Origin of the sequence: Pseudomonas sp. RGM 3321 (assembly GCF_022836805.1) — a bacterium.
Lineage (GTDB): Bacteria > Pseudomonadota > Gammaproteobacteria > Pseudomonadales > Pseudomonadaceae > Aquipseudomonas.
This window is the reverse complement of sequence record NZ_JALHBH010000120.1, coordinates 23,092-44,486: the sequence shown is the minus strand read 5'-3', so window position 1 is coordinate 44,486 and position 21,395 is coordinate 23,092. Positions and strand designations below refer to the sequence as shown.

Genomic DNA, 21,395 nt, shown 5'->3' with positions numbered 1-21,395 from the left:
AGCACACTGCTGTCGATATCGAAACCCTGCGCGGCCACCTGCAGCAACAGTTGCCGGAGTACATGGTTCCGGCCATTTATGTACTGCTCGAGGCCATGCCATTGACGTCCAACGGCAAGCTGGATCGCAAGGCGCTGCCGGCACCCGACGGTGACGCGCTGATCAGCCGTGGCTACGAAGCCCCACAAGGCGAAATCGAGGAGCAGATCGCGCTTATCTGGCAAGACCTGCTGGGCGTCGAGCAGGTCGGGCGTCACGACAACTTCTTCGAACTCGGCGGTCACTCGCTGCTGGCGGTCAGCCTGACCGGGCGTATGCGCCAGTTGGGCCTCAGCGCCGATGTACGCGTACTGTTCAGCCAGCCGACGCTGGCAGCACTGGCCGCAGCCGTGGGCGGTGGCACCGAGATCGTGGTACCCGCCAACCTGATCACCGAGGACTGCCAACGCATTACGCCTGAGCTGCTGCCATTGGCCAACCTGACCCAGGCGCAGATCGATCAAGTCGTCGCAACCGTGCCGGGCGGCGTGACCAATGTGCAGGACATCTACCCGCTGGCGCCGTTGCAGGCAGGCATTCTTTATCACCATCTGGCCGCCGAAATCGGCGACCCCTATGTGCTACAGACGCAGTTCGCGTTCGCTGACAGCGAGCGTCTGAACGCCTTCGTTCATGCCTTGCAGATGGTCATCGACCGTCACGACATTCTGCGCACCAGCGTGGTCTGGGACGGTCTGGACTCGCCGGTGCAAGTGGTCTGGCGTCAGGCCCGGTTGCACCTTGACGCACTTGAGCTCGATCCGGCAGACGGCGATATCGGTGCGCAACTGCACAGCCGCTTTGACCCGCGTCACTACCGCCTGAACATCGGCCAGGCACCTTTGATGCGTGTGGCCTATGCCGAAGACCCGCTCAACCAGCGCATCTGCGCGATGCTGCTATTCCATCACATGGCGCTGGACCACGTCGCGCTGGAAGTGGTGAAGCATGAAATGCAGGCATGGCTGGCAGGCGAGGCCGACACTTTGGCGGCGTCGGTACCCGTGCCGTATCGCAACTATGTGGCCCAGGCACGCCTGGGTGTCAGCCAGGCCAATCACGAAGCGTTTTTCCGCGACATGCTCGGCGATATCGACGAGCCGACGCTGCCGTTCGGTTTGCAGGATGTGCAGGGTGAAGGTCGCGACATCGAGGAAGCCAGCCTGGCGCTGGATCCTCAACTCAACCTGCGCCTGCGTGCTCAGTCCCGGCAACAGGGTGTGAGTGCCGCAAGTCTGGTGCACCTGGCCTGGGCTCAGGTGTTGGGCAAGGTATCAAACAAGCAGGATGTGGTGTTCGGTACCGTCCTGATGGGCCGGATGCAGGGTGGCGAAGGTACCGAGCGAGCCTTGGGGATGTTCATCAACACCTTGCCGCTGCGGGTTTCGGTAGGCGAGCAGGGCGTACGCGACGGGGTCAAGGCCACTCATAAGCGCCTGACTGCCTTGCTCGGTCACGAACATGCCTCGCTGGCGTTGGCCCAGCGTTGCAGCGGTGTTGCCGCACCCGCGCCGCTGTTCAGCGCGCTGCTCAACTATCGCCACAGCGGGGTCGGCAGTGTATCCGACCAGGCCATGCAGGCGTGGCAGGGCATCGCGGTCCTCAGCGGTGAAGAGCGCACCAACTACCCACTGACCTTGAACGTCGATGATCTGGCCGATGGGTTCAGCCTGACGGCGTTAGTGGCTTCGTCAATCGGTGCGCAACGGGTATGCGGCTATATGCACACGGCGCTGGAAAACCTGTTGACGGCGCTGGAGCAGACGCCAGAAACGTCATTGCAAGGTTTGTCGATCCTGCCAGTTGTCGAGCGCGAGGAGTTGCTGGTGGCGTTCAACGACACCGCACTGGATTACCCGCGGCAGCAGACCATTCACGGGCTGTTCGAAGCCCAGGTCGAGCGCACGCCGGAAGGCGTGGCAGTGGTCCACGGCGAGCAGCGCCTGACGTATCGCGAGCTTAACCAGCAGGCCAACCGCCTGGCCCATGCGTTGATTAAGCAGGGCGTGCAGCCGGATTCCCGCGTCGGAATCTGTGTTGAACGTGGCGCCGCGATGGTCGTGGGTTTGCTGGCGGTCCTCAAGGCGGGCGGCGGTTACGTGCCGCTCGACCCGGCTTATCCGGCAGAGCGAATTGCCTACATGTTGCAGGACAGCGCTCCGGCGGCCGTGCTGGCTCAAACCGCGACTCAGGGCCTGTTGACCGACGTTTCGGTACCTGTCATCAATCTTGACCTGAGCGATTGGCAGGACGAATCCGTCCAGAATCCGCAGGTGCCAGGGCTGACTTCGGCACATCTGGCTTACCTGATCTATACCTCTGGCTCCACCGGTCTGCCGAAAGGCGTGATGATCGAACACCGCAACACCGTGAACTTCCTGAGCTGGGCGCACACGGCTTTCGACGGCTCTGCACTGGAAAAAACGCTGTTCTCAACCTCGCTGAACTTTGACCTTGCGGTCTACGAGTGCTTCGCGCCGCTGACCTCGGGCGGCAGCATCGAAGTCGTCAAGAACGTGCTGGAACTGCAACACGGCGAGCACGATATCGGCCTGATCAACACCGTGCCTTCAGCGCTTAAAGCACTGCTGGACGTTGATGGCCTGCCAGAATCGGTACACACCGTGAACGTGGCCGGTGAAGCGCTGAAGCGCAGTCTGGTTGAGTCGCTGTTTGAGAACACCGGCGTGCAGCGCCTGTGCAACCTCTATGGCCCCTCGGAAACCACTACCTACTCAAGCTGGGTGGCGATGGACCGCGAACAGGGCTTCGCTGCGCACATCGGCAAACCGGTCGGTAATACGCAGTTTTACCTGCTGGACGAGCAACAGCAGCCCGTGCCACTGGGTGTCGCGGGTGAAATCTACATCGGCGGTGCCGGTGTGGCTCGGGGCTACCTGAACCGCGACGACCTGACTGCCGAACACTTCCTCAAAGACCCGTTCAGCCAAAACCCGGCAGCACGCATGTACCGCACCGGTGACCTGGGGCGCTACCTGCCAGACGGCAATATCGAATACCTCGGCCGTAACGACGATCAGGTGAAGATCCGTGGCTTCCGTATCGAACTGGGCGAGATCGATGCACGCCTGGCCAAACACCCGGCCGTCCACGAAGCGGTAGTAAATGCTCGCGAAGATGTGCCCGGCGACAAGCGTCTGGTGGCTTATTACACCCTGGCGTCCGGGCACACCTCGGCGGACATCGACAGCCTGCGCGGCTGGCTGCAGGAGCAATTGCCGACCTACATGATCCCGGTGGCCTATGTGCTGCTCGATGCACTGCCACTGACGCCAAACGGCAAGCTGGACCGCAAGGCCTTGCCGGCACCGGAAGCCGATGCACTGATCAGCCGTGGTTATGAAGCCCCGCAAGGCGAAACCGAAGCGCAGATCGCAGCCATCTGGCAAGACCTGCTGGGCGTTGCCCAGGTCGGTCGTCACGACAACTTCTTCGAGCTGGGCGGTCATTCGCTGCTGGCGGTGAGCCTTATCGGCCGTATGCGCCAGTTGGGTTTGAGCGCTGACGTGCGCGTGCTGTTCGGCCAGCCGACGTTATCTGCCTTGGCGGCCGCAGTCGGCGGTAACACGGACATCGTGGTGCCAGCCAATCTGATCACCGAGGATTGCCAACGCATTACGCCTGAATTGCTGCCACTGGCCGACCTGACCCAGGCACAGATCGATAAGGTAGTCGACAGCGTGCCGGGCGGCGTGGCGAATGTGCAGGACATCTACCCGCTGTCGCCGTTGCAGGAAGGCATCCTCTATCACCACCTCAGCGCTGAGCGTGGAGATCCGTATTTGCTGCAATCGCTGTTCGCCTTCGACAGCCAGGAGCATGTCGACGACTTTGCCCGCGCCTTGCAGTTCGTGATCCAGCGCCATGACATTCTGCGCACCGCACTGGTCTGGGAGGGGCTGGACGAACCGATGCAAGTGGTCTGGCGTCAGGCGTTGCTGACGCGTGAAAGCTTTGAGCCGGACCCGCAAGGCGGTGACGTCGCGACACAGTTGCACCAGCGTTGCGACGCCCGTCACACCCGCCTGGACATTCGTCGGGCGCCGATGATGCGTCTTGTACATGCCTGGGATGAGTCAAACCAGCGCTGGCTGGGCTGGTTACAGTTCCATCACCTGGTCATGGACCATACAACGCTGGAAGTAGTGCGCCATGAGATGCAGGCCTGCCTGCTGGGGCAGGGGGCTCAACTGGACCGGGCGGCACCATATCGCAATTATATTGCTCAGGTCCGCCTGGGCATGAGTCAGGAGGAACATGAGGTGTTCTTCCGCGACATGTTGAGCGATGTTGACGAGGCGACGCTGCCGTTTGGTTTGCAGGAGGTGCAAGGTGACGGTCATGACATCGAAGAAGACTTTCTGCCGGTGGATCTGCAGCTCAGCCGTCGTTTGCGGGCCCAGGCCCGTCAGCTGGGAGTAAGTGCCGCGAGCCTGGTCCACTTGGCCTGGGCGCAGCTGTTGAGTAAGGCCTCGGGGCGTGACGACGTAGTGTTCGGCACCGTGCTGCTGGGCCGGATGCAAGGTGGAGAAGGCTCGGACCGAGCGCTGGGCGTGTTTATCAACACCTTGCCGCTGCGTGTGGGCCTGGGCGACCAGGGCGTGCGTGACGGGGTCAAGGCCACGCACCGGCGCTTGACCGCATTACTCGGGCATGAACACGCGTCTCTGGCGCTGGCCCAACGTTGCAGTGGCGTGGTCGCACCGGCGCCGTTGTTCAGCGCGCTGCTCAACTATCGCCACACCAGCGTTGCCGTGACCGATGAGACGCTGACGGCCTGGAATGGCATGCAGGCAATAGCACTGGGCGATGAAGAACGCACCAACTATCCACTGACCCTCAACGTCGATGACCGCAGCGAAGACTTCCTGTTGACCGTACAGACCATACCGCTGATCGACGGCGCCCGGATTTGCGCCTACATGCTGCAAACATTGAGCAATCTGGTCAACGCGCTGGAGCAGGCGCCGCAGACACCGTTGCACGCCATTTCGATCCTGCCGGACAGCGAGCGCGAGCAGTTGCTCGAACAGTGGAACGAGCCTGGCAATACCTATACGAGCGAGACACCGATTCATCTGCAATTTGAAGCCCGCGCAGCAGAGCGGCCGAATGCCGTGGCGTTGGTGTTCGAAGAGCAGACCCTGAGCTACGGCGAACTCAACGCCCGTGCCAACCAGGTTGCACATCGCCTGCTGGCCCACGGCGTTCGCCCGGATGATCGGGTAGCGATCTGCGTCGAACGCCGCCCGGCGACGATCATTGGCTTGCTGGGTATTCTCAAATCCGGCGCTGGATACGTGCCACTGGACCCTGCATACCCCCTTGAACGGCTGGCCTACACCCTTGGTGACAGCGCGCCAGTAGCGTTGTTGAGTCAGCGGTCAGTGCAGAGCACCTTGCCAGCCTCGGAAGTGCCGGTGATCAGTCTCGACGATGACTTGCAGGGCGAATCCGTCTGCAATCCGCAGGTGCCGGTAAAGCCCACCAACCTGGCTTATGTGATCTACACCTCCGGCTCCACCGGTCTGCCCAAGGGTGTGATGGTCGAGCATCGCAACGTTGCGCGGCTGTTCTCGGCCACCGAAGAGTGGTTCGGCTTCAATGAACAGGATGTCTGGGCGCTGTTCCATTCGTTCGCCTTCGACTTCTCGGTCTGGGAAATCTGGGGCGCGCTGCTGCACGGCGGCCGTCTGTTGATCGTCCCGCAACTGGTCAGCCGCTCGCCCGAAGACTTCTATAACCTGCTGTGCAGTGCCGGGGTGACGGTGCTCAACCAGACGCCAAGTGCGTTCCGCCAGCTGATTGCTGCCCAGGCTGAAAACACTCAGGCACATTCGCTGCGCCAGGTGATTTTCGGTGGTGAAGCGCTGGAAACGGCAATGCTCAAGCCGTGGTACGCCCGCAGCGTGAACGCTGGCACGCAACTGGTGAACATGTACGGCATCACTGAAACCACAGTGCATGTGACCTATTACCCGTTGCAGCCTGAAGACGCCCAGCGCGTCGGTGCCAGCCCGATCGGCAAACGCATCCCGGACCTGCTGCTCTATCTGCTCGACGCCCATGGCGAACCCGTGCCGACAGGCGTGATCGGCGAGCTGTATGTGGGCGGTGCCGGTGTTACTCGTGGCTACCTGAACCGTGAAGCACTGACGGCAGAGCGTTTCCTCGATAACCCGTTCAGCACTGTACCGGGTGCGCGCTTGTACCGTACCGGCGACCTGGGACGCTGGCTGGCCGATGGCAGCCTTGAATATCTGGGCCGCAACGACGAACAGGTCAAGATTCGCGGCTTCCGCATCGAACTGGGCGAGATCGAAGCGCGTCTGGCTGCCTATCCTGACGTCCGCGATGCCGTCGTGATGTGCCGTGAGGATGTGCCCGGCGACAAGCGTCTGGTGGCCTATGTCACGGCGCAGCAGCCGGAGAGCCTGCTGGACAACGAAAGCCTGCGCGAGTATCTGCAGGGTGCATTGCCGGAGCACATGGTGCCCGCAGCCTACGTGCAACTCGATGAGTTGCCACTGACGGCCAACGGCAAGCTCGACCGCAAGGCATTGCCGGTGCCCGACCGCTCGGCGGTGGTCAGTCGTGGCTACGCAGCACCTGAAAACGACACCGAGATGGCCATTGCGCGTATCTGGCAAGACCTGCTGCAACTGGAGCAGGTTGGTCGTCATGACAACTTCTTTGAGCTGGGCGGCCACTCACTGTTGGCCGTCAAACTGATCGAGCGCATGCGCCAGATCGATCTGGTTGCCGACGTGCGCGTGCTGTTCAGTCAGCCGACCCTGTCTGCCCTGGCAGCAGCGGTGGGCGGCAAGGGTGCACTGGAAGTACCCGCCAACCTTATTCATTCCGACTGCGAGCGCGTCACCCCGGACATGCTGCCTCTGGCAGTACTTAGCCAGAATGACATCGACCGTGTGGTGGCAAGCGTGCCCGGCGGCCTGGCCAACGTGCAGGATATCTACGCTCTGGCGCCGCTGCAGGAAGGTATCTTGTATCACCACCTTGCCGCGACCGAGGGAGACCCGTACCTGCAATACGCGTTGTTTGCCTTTGATAGCCTCGAGCGTCTGCACGGTTTCGCCCAGGCACTGCAAGGCGTGATTGCGCGCCACGATATCCTGCGCACCGCCGTGCTTTGGGAGCGTCTCGAGGCTCCGGTGCAGGTGGTCTGGCGTGAAGCACCTTTGGGCCTGGATGAGCTGATACTGGACCCTGCCGATGGCGATATCGCCGAACAACTGCTCGAACGTCTGGACCCTCGCCACACGCGTCTGGACATTCGTCAGGCACCGATGTTACGCATTGGTTATGCACATGACGCAGAGAACGACCGCTGGCTGGGCATGCTGCTGTTCCATCACCTGGTGGACGACGCCACGTCACTGCGTATTCTCACCAGCGAAATCGAGTCGTACATGCTCGGGCAGCAAGCCTCGCTGCCACCGTCCGTGCCTTACCGCAATTACGTGGCACAAGCCATGCTCGGCGTGAGTCGCGAGGAGCACGAAGCGTTTTTCCGCGACATGCTCGGTGACATCGATGAGCCGACGCTGCCGTTCGGCCTGCAGGACGTGCAGGGCGACGGTCGCGGTATCGAGGAAGCGCGCCAGTCGGTCGACGTGGACCTGAGCCGCCGCCTGCGCGTGCAGGCCCGTCAGTTCGGGGTCAGCTCCGCCAGTCTGTATCACCTGGTATGGGCCCGGGTTCTTGGCGCTTTGTCAGGCAAAAAGGATGTGGTGTTCGGCACCGTATTGCTCGGCCGCCTGCAAGGTGGTGCCGGGTCTGACCGGGCGCTGGGGATGTTCATCAACACCTTGCCGTTGCGTGTCACGCTGGACGAGCAGGGCGTGCGTAGCGGTCTGAAGGCTACCCACGCAAGGCTCAGCGGGCTGCTTGCCCATGAACACGCCTCGCTGGTACTGGCACAGCGTTGCAGTGGCGTGTCCGCTTCGACGCCGCTGTTCAGTGCCTTGCTCAACTACCGACATGTCGCCGCTGAGGCCAACCAGCAGACACTGGACGCCTGGCAAGGCATCGAAAGCCTGCGCGGCGAAGAGCGCACCAACTATCCGCTGACCCTTTCAGTAAACGACGAGGGAACGGGCTTCAGTTTAACGATCCAGGCCAGTGCCAGCATCGACGCGCAACGCGTCTGCGCTTATGTGCAGACCACTCTGGAGAATGTGGTCAGCGCACTGGAGCAGTCCGGCGAGGTGCCGCTGGCAGGCTTGCCGGTTCTGTCGGCTGTCGAGCGTGATCATTTGCTGGTGGATTTCAATGACACCGCGCTGGATTACCCGCAGCAGCAGACCATTCACGGGCTGTTCGAAGCGCAAGTCGAGCGCACACCGGAAGCCATGGCAGTGGTTCATGGCGAGCAACGCCTGACGTATGGCGAGCTTAACGAGCAGGCCAACCGTCTGGCCCATGCCTTGCGCAAGCAGGGTGTGCAGCCGGATTCGCGGGTCGGCATTTGCGTTGAGCGCGGCATGGAGATGGTCGTCGGCTTGCTGGCGATCCTCAAGGCGGGCGGCGGTTACGTGCCGCTGGACCCGGCGTATCCGGTAGAACGAATTGCCTACATGTTCCAGGACAGCGCTCCGGCAGCAGTGCTGGCGCAAACCGCGACTCAGGGCTTGCTGGCCGACGTGTCGGTACCTGTGATCAATCTTGATCTGAGCAACTGGCAGGACCAATCCGTCCAGAATCCGCAGGTGCCTGGGCTGACTTCGGCGCATCTGGCCTACCTGATCTACACCTCGGGTTCCACCGGCCTGCCGAAAGGCGTGATGATCGAACACCGCAACACCGTTAACTTCCTGACCTGGGCGCACACGGCTTTCGACGGCTCTGCGCTGGAAAAAACACTGTTCTCCACCTCGCTGAACTTCGACCTCGCGGTTTACGAGTGCTTCGCGCCGCTGACGTCGGGTGGCAGCATCAATGTGGTGACAGATGTTCTGGAAGTGCAGCACGGCGACCACGATATCGGCCTGATCAACACCGTACCGTCTGCGCTCAAGGCCTTGCTGGAAGTCGATGGACTGCCGAAATCGGTCCATACGGTCAACGTCGCAGGTGAAGCGCTCAAGCGCAGCCTGGTCGAATCGCTGTTCGAGAAGACTGGTGTGCAGCGCCTGTGCAACCTCTATGGCCCGTCCGAAACCACCACCTACTCAAGCTGGGTAGCGATGGATCGTGAAGATGGCTTCGCAGCTCACATCGGCAAACCGGTTGGCAATACCCGTTTTTACCTGCTGGACGAGCAACAGCAGCCTGTTCCGCTGGGTATTACAGGTGAAATCTACATCGGTGGTGCCGGTGTAGCTCGGGGTTATCTGAACCGCGAAGACCTGACCGCCGAGCGTTTCCTCACGGACCCGTTCAGCGAACAGCCCGCGGCACGCATGTACCGTACCGGCGACCTGGGTCGCTACCTGCCAGACGGCAATATCGAATACCTCGGTCGTAACGACGATCAGGTGAAAATCCGCGGCTTCCGTATCGAGCTGGGCGAGATCGATGCACTCCTGGCCAAACACCCGGCCGTACACGAAGCGGTGGTCAACGCCCGCGAAGATGTTCCGGGTGACAAGCGTCTGGTGGCTTATTACACCTTGAGCGCAGGGCACGCGTCGGTGGACATCGACAGCCTGCGCGGCTGGCTGCAGGAGCAATTGCCGGCCCATATGATCCCGGTAGCCTATGTGCTGCTCGACGCACTGCCGCTGACGCCTAACGGCAAGCTGGACCGCAAGGCCTTGCCAGCACCGGACACCGATGCACTGATCCGCCGTGGTTATGAAGCCCCACAAGGCGAAACCGAAACCTTGCTGGCGCAAATCTGGGGTGACCTGCTCCAGGTTGAACGCATCAGCCGTCACGACCAGTTCTTCGAGCTGGGCGGCCACTCCTTGCTGGCAATGCGCTTGATTTCGCAGATTCGCCAACAACTGGGTGTCGAACTGAGCCTGGCCGCGCTGTTTGCCCACCCTGAACTGAGCGCGCTGGCGCAGGCCATCGCCCAAGCCGGACGCAGCATCCTGCCGGATATCGTGCCGGTGGCACGCGATCAGGCTTGGCCATTGTCGTTCGGCCAGCAACGCCTGTGGTTCCTCGCCCAGATGGAAGGTGCCAGCGCGGCCTACCACATGCCTGTCGGCCTGAGCCTGCGTGGCGAACTGGATCGCGCGGCGATGCAACGAGCCCTGGAGCGTATCGTGGCTCGCCATGAGGGCTTGCGCACTACCTTCATTCAGGGCGATGACGAACAGCCCTTACAACGGATCAGCCCGGCGGATGCCGGCTTCAACCTGCAACTGCACGATCTGCAAGGGCTGGTGGATGCCAAAGAGAAGCTTCAGGCACTGGCCAGCGAAGAGTCGCTGCAAGGCTTCGATCTGGAACAGGGCCCATTGATCCGGGGCCGCCTGATTCGTATGGCCGAGGACCATCACGTCCTGTTGCTGACCATGCACCACATCGTTTCCGATGGCTGGTCGATTGGCGTGCTGACCCGTGAACTGGCCGCGCTTTACGCAGCATTCATTCAGGGCCAGGACGATCCACTGGCGCCACTGACGCTGCAATACCTGGACTACGCGGTGTGGCAGCGTCGCTGGTTGAGCGGCGATCTGTTGCAGCAACAAAGCGACTATTGGCAGCAGACCCTGGCAGACGCTCCGGCGCTGCTGATGTTGCCCAACGACCGGGTACGTCCGGCGCAGCAGGACTATACCGGCGCGGTGCTGCCCATCGTTTTCGACGAAGACCTGACTCGCGGCCTGAAGGCATTGAGCCAACGTCACGGCAGCACACTGTTCATGACACTCATGGCCGCCTGGGCTGCGCTGCTGGGGCGTCTGTCCGGTCAGGACGACGTGGTCATCGGCACGCCAGTGGCCAACCGCACACGCAGTGAGACCGAAGGATTGGTGGGCCTGTTCGTCAATACCCTGGCCATCCGCGTCAACCTCAGTGACAAGCCCACGGCAAAGACTCTGCTGGCGCAGGTCAAGACCAACACGTTAGGCGCCCAGGACCATCAGGACCTGCCGTTCGAGCAAGTGGTGGAAGTGATCAAGCCGGTGCGCAGCCTGTCGCACAGCCCGGTGTTCCAGGCCATGCTCAGCTGGCAGGACATGGGCGGCGGGGATTTCGCCCTCGGCGATCTGCAACTGGAAAGCCTGAGCGCGGAACATACGCTGTCCAAGTTCGATCTCTCGCTGGACATCGGCGAAGCCCAGGGTCAGCTGTTCGGTTCACTGGAATACGCCACCGCGTTGTTCGATGAGAGCACCATCGCCCGTTATCTGGGCTACCTGCAGAGTTTGCTGCACGCCATGGTTGCCGATGACAGTCAGGTACTGGAGCATGTGCCACTGCTCGATACGGTGGAGCGCAAGCGTCTGCTGGTCGACCTTAACGCTACCGACGTGCCTTACCCGCAAGACTGCACGATTCATCAGCTGTTCGAAGAAAAGGTCAAGGCACAGCCCGACGCCATCGCTGTGGCTTTCCAGGCGCAGCGCTTGAGTTATGCCGAATTGAACCGTCAGGCCAACCGTCTGGCTCATCACCTGATTGGCCTGGGCATCGGTCCGGATGATCGGGTGGCGATCTGCGTCGAACGTGGAGTGAAAATGATCGTCGGCCTGCTCGGCGTGCTCAAAGCCGGTGCCGCCTATGTGCCGCTGGACCCGGCTTACCCGGCCGAGCGCCTGGCGTACATGATCAACGACAGCCGGCCAGCGGCGTTGCTTACCCAGCGCGGCTTGCAGGAGCGTTTGCCCGCACTGGCGATGCCGCTGGTATTGCTCGACGACGATCATTGCCAGGGTTTCACCGAGTGTGATGACAACCCGGTCGTAGCGACTCTCGGCGTGCGCAACCTGGCCTATGTGATCTACACCTCGGGTTCCACTGGCAATCCGAAAGGGGTAATGATCGAACACCGTGGCCTGGTCAACTACAGCGTCGATGCTGCACGCTTGTTTGGCCTGTCCCAGAGCGACACTGTGCTGCAACAAAACACCCTTAACTTCGACCTGTCGGTGGAGGAGATCTTCCCGGCACTGTTGGCCGGTGCCACCCTGGCGCCGAGCCGCGAGATCTTCGGCAGTGAGGGCATTGAAAATCACGGCATCTACCCGACCGTTCTGCACTTGACCGCCGCGCATTGGCACACGCTGGTGGCCGAATGGCACAACCAGCCGCAGGCTGCTGAACAACGCCTTGCCGAGGTGCGCCTGATCAACGTCACAGGTGACGCATTGTCGGCGCAGAAACTCAAGCTCTGGGATGAGGTGCGCCCGGCACACACTCGCCTGATCAACACTTACGGGCCGACCGAAGCGACGGTGTCCTGCACCGCCGCCTACGTAAGCCACGACGCTGCTGCTGGCAGCGAAGGCAGCGGCAACGCGACCATCGGTAAGCCGATGGCCAACACCCGCATCTACCTGCTCGATGCTCATCAGCAGCCAGTGCCGTACGGCGTGGCCGGTGAGATTTTCATCGGTGGCGACGGCGTGGCACGCGGTTACCTGAACCTTGAAGAGGTCAACGCAGAGCGCTTCCTCGCGGATCCGTTCAGCGACAGCCCTGACGCCAGGATGTACAAAACCGGTGACCTGGCGCGCTACATGGCTGACGGCCGTATTGAATACCTGGGTCGTAACGACTTCCAGGTCAAAGTGCGCGGTTTCCGTATCGAGCTTGGGGAAATCGAAGCCCGTCTGGGCAATTGTGTCGGGGTCAAGGAAGCGGTGGTGATCGCCCGGGAAGACAATCCCGGTGAAAAACGTCTCGTGGCCTACGTGATCGCCCAGCCACAAGCGAACCTGGATGCCGCCAGCCTGCGCGCCGAACTGGCGCCGCAACTGGCCGAGTACATGCTGCCGAGCGCATTCGTGATCCTCGATGCCTTGCCGTTGACGCCGAACCGCAAGCTGGATCGCAACGCCTTGCTGGCTCCGGCGGACGATGCCTTTGCCAGTCGCGAACATGTCGCACCGCAAGGCACCAGCGAAAAAGCCCTGGCGCAGATCTGGCAGAACCTGCTCAACCTGGAAGCAGTAGGGCGCCATGACCACTTCTTCGAACTGGGCGGGCACTCGCTGCTGGCGATGCGCCTGATTTCCCAGGTGCGTCAGCGCATGGGCGTCGAGCTGAGCCTGGCGGACATCTTCGCCCAGCCGGAACTGGCGGCGCTGGCTCAGGTAGTGGCGCACGCTGCCGGCAGCAGCCAGCAGCCTATCGTGCCGGTGTCCCGCGACCAGTCCTTGCCGCTGTCGTTTGCCCAGCAGCGTCTGTGGTTCCTGGCGCAGCTGGACGGCGGCAGCGCGGCTTATCACATTCCAGCCGGTCTGCGTCTGCGCGGCAGCCTCGATAAAGTCGCCCTGAAACGGGCGCTGGACCGTATCGTTGCGCGTCACGAGGCGTTGCGTACCACCTTTGTGCAGGAGCAGGACCAGGATCCGCTGCAGCGCATCGCCCCGGCCGATGTCGGCTTGAGCCTGCAATTGCAAGTGCTGAGCGGGCAGGATGATGCGGAACAACAACTGCTCGCCATCGCCGCAGAAGAGGCCGAAGAGGGCTTTGATCTGCTCAATGGCCCGCTGGTGCGCGGACGTCTGGTATGCCTGGCCGATGACGAACATGTGTTGCTGGTGACCATGCACCACATCGTCTCTGACGGTTGGTCCGCGGGTGTGTTGACCCGTGAGCTGGGCGTGCTCTATGCAGCGTTCAGCGAGGGTGCCGAGGATCCGTTGCCAGCGTTGCCGGTGCAATACGCCGACTACGCGCTGTGGCAGCGCAACTGGCTGAGCGGTGACGTGCTGCAACAACAGCGTCAGTACTGGCAGCAGACCCTTGCCGGTGCGCCGGCCTTGCTGACCTTGCCAAGCGACCGGCCACGCCCCGCGCAACAGGACTACAGCGGTCAACTGCTCGGGCTGGTGCTCGATGCCGATCTGACTCGCGGCCTCAAGGCGCTGAGCCAGCGGCATGGCAGCAGCCTGTTCATGACGGTCATGGCCGCATGGGCTGCGCTGCTCGGACGTCTGGCTGGTCAGGACGACGTGGTCATCGGTACGCCGGTGGCCAACCGCATGCGCGCTGAAGTGGAGGACCTGATCGGGTTCTTCGTCAACACCCTGGCGGTACGCGTCGATCTCTCGGGTACACCGAGCGTGCAAAGCCTGTTGCAGCAGGTCAAACAGCAGACGCTGGCCGCCCAGGCGAATCAGGACCTGCCGTTCGAACAGGTGGTTGAGGTGGTTCGCCCACAACGCAGCCTGTCCCACAGCCCGATTTTCCAGGCCATGTTGTCGTGGCAGAACAACGAAGCGTCCGATCTGGCGCTTGGCGACATGAGCCTGCAGGGCGTCGCAGTGGCTGGCCATACGGCCAAGTTCGACCTGACGCTGGACATGACCGAGGTCGGCGATCAATTGATCGGCACGCTGGAGTACGCCACTGCGCTGTTCGACGAGAGCACCATGCAGCGCTACATGGGCTACTTCCAGCGCTTGCTGGAAGCGATGGTCGCCGACGACCGTCAGTTGCTGGAGCAGGTGTCGTTGCTTGATGCGGTGGAACGCCAGCATCTGCTGGTCGACCTCAATGCTACCGACGTACCTTACCCGCACGACTGCACGATTCATCAGCTGTTCGAAGCAAAGGTTCAGACACAGCCCGACGCCATCGCCGTGGTCTTTGAGGCACAGCGCCTGAGCTATGCCGAATTGAACCGTCAGGCCAACCGTCTGGCCCATCACCTGATCGGCATGGGCATCGGTCCGGACTATCGGGTGGCGATCTGCGTCGAGCGCGGCGTGGAAATGATGATCGGCCTGCTCGGTGTACTTAAGGCAGGAGCGGCTTATGTGCCGCTGGACCCAGCGTATCCGGCCGAGCGCCTGGCCTACATGATCAACGACAGCCAGCCAACGGCATTGCTGACCCAGCGTGATCTGCAGAAACGCTTGTCGCCCCTGACCTTGCCACTGGTGCTGCTCGACGATGATCAGCGCAGCACCTTTACCGAGCGTGACGACAACCCGGTGGTGGAAGCCCTCGGCGTGCGCAACCTGGCGTATGTGATCTACACCTCGGGCTCCACTGGCAATCCGAAGGGGGTGATGATCGAACATCGCGGTCTGGTCAACTACAGCGTCGATGCCGCACGTCTGTTTGCCCTGTCCCAGAGCGACACCGTGCTGCAACAGAACACCTTGAACTTCGACCTGTCGGTGGAGGAAATCTTCCCGGCGCTGCTGGCCGGCGCCACCCTGGCGCCAAGTCGCGAGATCTTCGGCAGCGAAGGGACTGAAACTCACGGCATTCAACCCACCGTACTGCACTTGACCGCTGCGCATTGGCACACGCTGGTGGCCGAATGGCACAACCAGCCGCAGGCTGCTGCGCAACGTCTGGCTGAGGTGCGCCTGATCAACGTCACGGGTGACGCACTTTCGGCACAGAAGCTCAAGCTCTGGGATGAGGTGCGCCCGGCGCACACTCGCCTGATCAACACCTATGGCCCGACCGAAGCGACGGTGTCTTGCACCGCGGCTTACGTCAGCCATGACGCTGTAGCTGGCAGCGAAGGCAGCGGTAACGCGACCATTGGAAAGCCGATGGCCAACACGCGTATCTACCTGCTTGATGCCCATCAACAGCCGGTGCCGTATGGCGTGGCCGGTGAGATCTTCATTGGTGGCGACGGCGTGGCACGGGGTTACCTGAATCTTGAAGAGGTCAACGCCGAACGCTTCCTCGCGGACCCGTTCAGCAACAGCCCTGATGCCAGGATGTACAAAACCGGTGACCTGGCACGCTACATGGCCGACGGCCGTATCGAGTATCTGGGTCGTAACGACTTCCAGGTCAAGGTGCGTGGTTTCCGTATCGAACTGGGCGAAATAGAAGCCCGCCTGGGTAATTGTGTAGGGGTCAAGGAAGCAGTGGTGATCGCTCGGGAGGACAATCCGGGAGATAAACGTCTGGTGGCCTACGTAGTCGCGCAGCCGGATATGTACCTCACGGCCGCCAGCCTGCGCACCGAACTGGCACCGCAACTGGCTGAATACATGCTGCCGAGTGCATTCGTGATTCTCGACGCCTTGCCGTTGACGCCGAACCGCAAGCTTGACCGCAGCGCCTTGCCGGCTCCGCAAGCCGAGGCCTTTGCCAGCCGTGAACATGTGGAACCGCAAGGCGACACCGAGATGGCGCTGGCGCAGATCTGGCAGAACCTGCTCAACCTTGAACAGGTGGGCCGTCATGACCAGTTCTTCGAGCTCGGCGGGCACTCGCTGCTGGCGATGCGCCTGATTTCCCAGGTGCGCCAGCACCTGAGCGTCGAGCTGGGCCTGGCGGATATCTTCGCCCAGCCGGAACTGGCCGCCATGGCGCGCATTCTCGCCGACGCCAAAGGCAGCAGCCAGCCGCCTATCGTGCCGGTGTCCCGCGACCAGACCTTGCCGCTGTCGTTTGCCCAGCAGCGCCTGTGGTTCCTCGCACAGCTGGAGGGCGGCAGCGCGGCTTACCATATTCCGGCAGGGCTGCGTCTACGTGGCACTCTGGATAACCCTGCGCTGAAACGCGCGCTGGACCGCATCGTCGCCCGCCACGAAGTGCTGCGCACGACCTTCGTGCAAGTACATGGCGAGGACGTTGCACAACACGTAGCCTCGGCCGATATCGGTTTCAGTCTGCAGCTGCAGGTGCTGGCCGGGCAGGCGGATGCTGAAGAGCAACTGCTCGCCATCACCGCTGAAGAAGCCAACGAAGGCTTCGATCTGCTCAACGGTCCGCTGGTACGCGGACGTCTGGTGCGCATGGCCGAGGACGATCACGTGTTGCTGGTGACCATGCACCATATCGTCTCCGACGGCTGGTCCGCGGATGTGTTGACCCGTGAGCTGAGTGCGCTCTATGCCGCGTTCAGTGAAGGTGCCGAGGATCCGTTGCCCACCTTGCCGGTGCAATACGCCGACTATGCCGTGTGGCAGCGCAACTGGCTGAGCGGCGACGTGCTGCAGCAACAGCGTCAATACTGGCAGCAGACCCTGGGCGGTGCGCCAGCCTTGCTGACCTTGCCGACCGACCGGCCACGCCCGGCACAACAGGACTACAGCGGCAATATTCGCGGCCTGGTGCTCGATGCCGAGCTGACCCTCGGCCTCAAGGCCCTGAGCCAGCGGCATGGCAGCACGCTGTTCATGACCGTGATGGTCGCATGGGCCTCGCTGCTGGGGCGTCTGGCCGGTCAGGATGATGTGGTGATCGGTACACCGGTGGCCAACCGCCTGCGGGCCGAAGTGGAGGACCTGATCGGGTTCTTCGTCAACACCCTGGCGATCCGCGTCGATCTGTCCGGCGCACCGAGCGTCGAAGCGTTGATGCAGCAGGTCAAGCGTCAGACGCTGGCAGCGCAGAGCCATCAGGACCTGCCGTTCGAACAGGTGGTCGAGGTGGTTCGTCCGCAACGCAGCCTGTCCCACAGCCCGATCTTCCAGGCGATGTTGTCCTGGCAGAACAACGAAACGTCCGACCTCTCGCTCGGCGCCATGAACCTGCAAGGCGTGGCGGTAAACGACCACACGGCCAAGTTCGATCTGGTGCTGGACATGACCGAGGTTGGCGGTCAATTGATCGGCACGCTGGAATACGCCACGGCGCTGTTCGACGAAAGCACCATGGACCGTTACCTGGGCTATTTCCAGCGCCTGCTGGAAGCCATGGTCGCCAATGAGCACCGCATACTGGAACACGTGCCATTGGTGGATGCGGTCGAGCGCGAGCACCTGTTGACCGGTCTCAATGCAACCGAACGCGCTTACCCTCAGGGTCAGTTGATGCATCGCCTTTTCGAGGCGCATGCAGCGTCTCGACCCCAAGCGATTGCGGCCCGTCAGGGCGAGCAGACGCTGACCTACGCCGAACTCGACAGCCGCGCCAACGCCCTGGCTCAGCACTTGCGCCAGCACGGCGTGAAAGCGGGAGCCCGAGTGGCGATCCTGCTGGATCGTTCGGTGGAGCTGCTGACCAGTATGCTGGCCACGCTCAAGTGCGGCGCGGCGTACCTGGCGCTGGATCGCCTGGCCCCCGAAGAACGTGTGCGCTTCATGCTCGAGGACAGCGAAGCAATCATGTTGCTGACCCGCAGCGAGCTGACAGCACCTGAAACGACGCCGCGACTCGATCTGGACACCCTGGATCTATCAGTGGCCGGCCAAGGGCCAGTCGCGCTTGCAGATGAAGTCGCAGGCGAGACCCCGGCGTGCATTATCTACACCTCCGGTTCAACCGGCATGCCGAAGGGCGTGATCGTGACCCACAACGGCATCGTGCGACTGGTTCGGGATAACTACGACTTCCGTGCCGATGACCGCGTGGCGTTTTCTTCCAACCCGGCGTTCGACGCCAGCAGCCCGGAGATCTGGGGTGCGTTGCTCAATGGTGGCCAGTCGATAATCGTCGAGCCTTCCGTGTTGCTTGAGCCGACAGCCTTTGCCGCCGTGCTCAAACGCCACGCAGTGACGGTGATGTTCAGCTCGACCGCCTTGTTCAACCTGTATGCCGGGCTGATTCCCGAGGCCCTGGCAGGCTTGCGCATTCTGGAGTGCGGTGGCGAACGGGCGGATCCGGCGTCGTTCCGCCGGGTACGTGAGCATTCGTCCCAAGTGCGCCTGTTCAACGGCTATGGCCCAACCGAGGGCACGACCTGCGCCACTCGTTACGAAGTGTTTGATGTGCAGCCAGGCACCCTGAGCCTGCCGATCGGCAAACCCAACGCCAACGTGCGCGTCTATCTGCTCGACGCTTGCGGCGAGCCGGTGCCGATGGGCAGCGTCGGCGAGATCTACATCGGCGGTGTCGGGGTCGCGCTTGGCTACCTGAATCGCCCGGAACTGAGTGCCGAACGCTTCAGCGACGACCCGTTCAGTCAGCAGGCAGGCGCGCGGCTCTATCGCACTGGCGACCTGGCGCGCTGGTTGCCGGACGGCAACCTCGAATACCTGGCGCGTAACGATGGCCAGGTGAAGGTCCGCGGCTTCCGCGTCGAACTTGGTGAGGTCGAAAGCAGCCTGCATGGGTTCGATGGCGTGCGCAACTCCGTGGTGGTGGCACGCCAAGACAGCCCGGGCGACACGCGTCTGGTGGCGTATTACACCGTGCACGCTGACGTTGAAGCACCCGAGCCGGAGGCCCTGCGTGCGCAACTGAGCGCCGGATTGCCGGAATACATGGTCCCGAGCGTCTTCATCTGCTTGCCAGACTTGCCGCTGACGCTCAATGGCAAGGTGGACGTCCATGCATTGCCAGCGCCGACAGCGGATCAGTTCGCGAGCCACGCGTTTGAAGCCCCGGCAGGCGAGTTGGAGATTCGTCTGGCGAAAGCCTGGGCGGAGGTACTCGAATTACAGCAGGTGGGACGCCATGACAGCTTCTTCGATCTCGGCGGTCACTCGCTGATGGCCGTGCGACTGGTCAACCAACTGGTGCAGAGTGGCTTGGCGGTGTCCCTGGCCGACGTTTTCCAGCATGCCAGCGTGGCGGCTCTGGCCAGCCTGCTGGGCAGCCGCAGCGAAGAGGTTGCAGCGCAGCTTCATGAGCAACTGGTGCCGGTGCGCACCACCGGCAACCAGCGTCCATTGTTCCTGGTTCACGAGTTTACCGGCCAGGATGTGCACTTCGCGGCGCTGGCGGTACACATCGACAGCGATATTCCGGTCTACGGCCTGAGCGGCATCCCGCTCGGTCAGGCACAGTTGCTGACCATGGAATGCCTGGCAACGCGCTTGTTGAATGTGATGCGCAGTGTTCAGCCGCAAGGGCCTTATCGTCTGGCGGGCTGGTCGTTCGGTGGGCTTCTGGCCTACGAAATCGCCATTCAGTTGGAGGGCATGGACGAGCAGGTAGAGTTTATCGGCATGCTCGACACCTACATGCCGCGCCTGGTGGATCAGGGTCGCGAGCGCTGGGACCTGAAGACCGCCCACAGTCAGCACCTGCTGGAACACTGCGAGCAGTTCTGGAAAGCCCGCGGCGAATGCGCGCAGGCTCTGGAGGCCCTGGAGCGAGTGCGTGCAAACCGCCAGGACTTTGATTTCGCCGGGCTCCTGCAGCACTGCCGTGAGCAGGGTGCACTGCCGCCGGAGCTGGACATCTACACGAACGAGGGTCTTTGCCAGTACCTCGACCGAGAGGTGGCTCACGGTCATGCGCAGGCCAATTACACGGTTTACCCCAACAGCGTGCCGCTGCACCTGTTCACTGCCAGCGAGTGGCAACCCAACTCGCAGAAACACAGCGGTTACCTGGGTTGGGACAGCGTCCTGCCCGTCAGTCAGTTGCGCAGTATCAAGGTTGCGGGCGATCACATGAGCATGATGAAGCCGCCGCATATCGAGGGCCTGGGTCAGGCGATCAGCCAGGCGCTGGCTGATCTGCCCGATCGGCCACGGGAGGCTGACAGCGCCCACCGGCCGTTGCTGACGATTCAGGGCGGACGTCGCGACCACGCGCCAGTGTTCTGCGTACCGGGGGCAGGAGACAGTGTGACCGGCTTCATCGGTCTGGCCGAGGCATTAGGCCCGCACTGGCCGATTCACGGGCTGCAACCGCGCGGGCTGGATGGCCGCACGGTGCCTTACAGCCTGGTGGAAACCGCCGCCGAGGCGTATCTGCAAGCACTCGACAGCACTCACCCCGAAGGGCCGGTGCATCTGCTCGGTCATTCGTTCGGCGGCTGGGTAGCCTTTGAAATGGCCCAGCGCCTGACGGCACGCGGCCGCGAAGTGGCTTCGCTGACACTGATCGACAGCGAGTCGCCGGGCGGCAACGGGGTGGTGGGCAAACCTTACACCGCGATAGGCGTACTGGAACGTTTGATCGAGACCATGGAACTGGCTGCGGGCAAGTCGCTGGGCATTGATCGTGCGGCCTTCCGGGCCCAGGACGATGTTGGCCAGATGCGCTTGTTGCATGCCGGGATGGTGCGCGCAGGGATGTTGCCGCAGCGTTCATCGCCGGACGCAATGCGCGGGCCTGCGCGAGCCTTCGGTACGGCGTTGCGTACACGTTATCAACCTGCGCAGATCTACACCGGGCCGGTGCGCCTGGTGCTGGCCGATGACCCGGTGCTGGATGCGGCGGGCAATCAGCGCGAACAACAGGCGATGGTCAGCGGCTGGCGCCAGTGTGCCCCGGATCTCACTGTCTGGCGTGGACCGGGCAACCATTTCACCATCCTCAAGGCGCAGCATGTACGGCATCTGGCGAACTGGTGGCTACCCCATGAATAA

General features: G+C 62.4%; 1 protein-coding gene (running past one end of the window). It reads left to right on the top strand.

Annotated elements, in window-relative coordinates:
* Nucleotides 1-21,395 carry the 3' portion of a syringopeptin non-ribosomal peptide synthetase SypC gene (gene sypC, locus RGM3321_RS24220; protein WP_244395140.1) on the top strand. The gene continues 19,216 nt to the left of window position 1, outside the view, so only the last 21,395 of its 40,611 coding nucleotides appear in the window; the start codon falls outside the window, past its left edge; the stop codon is at nucleotides 21,393-21,395.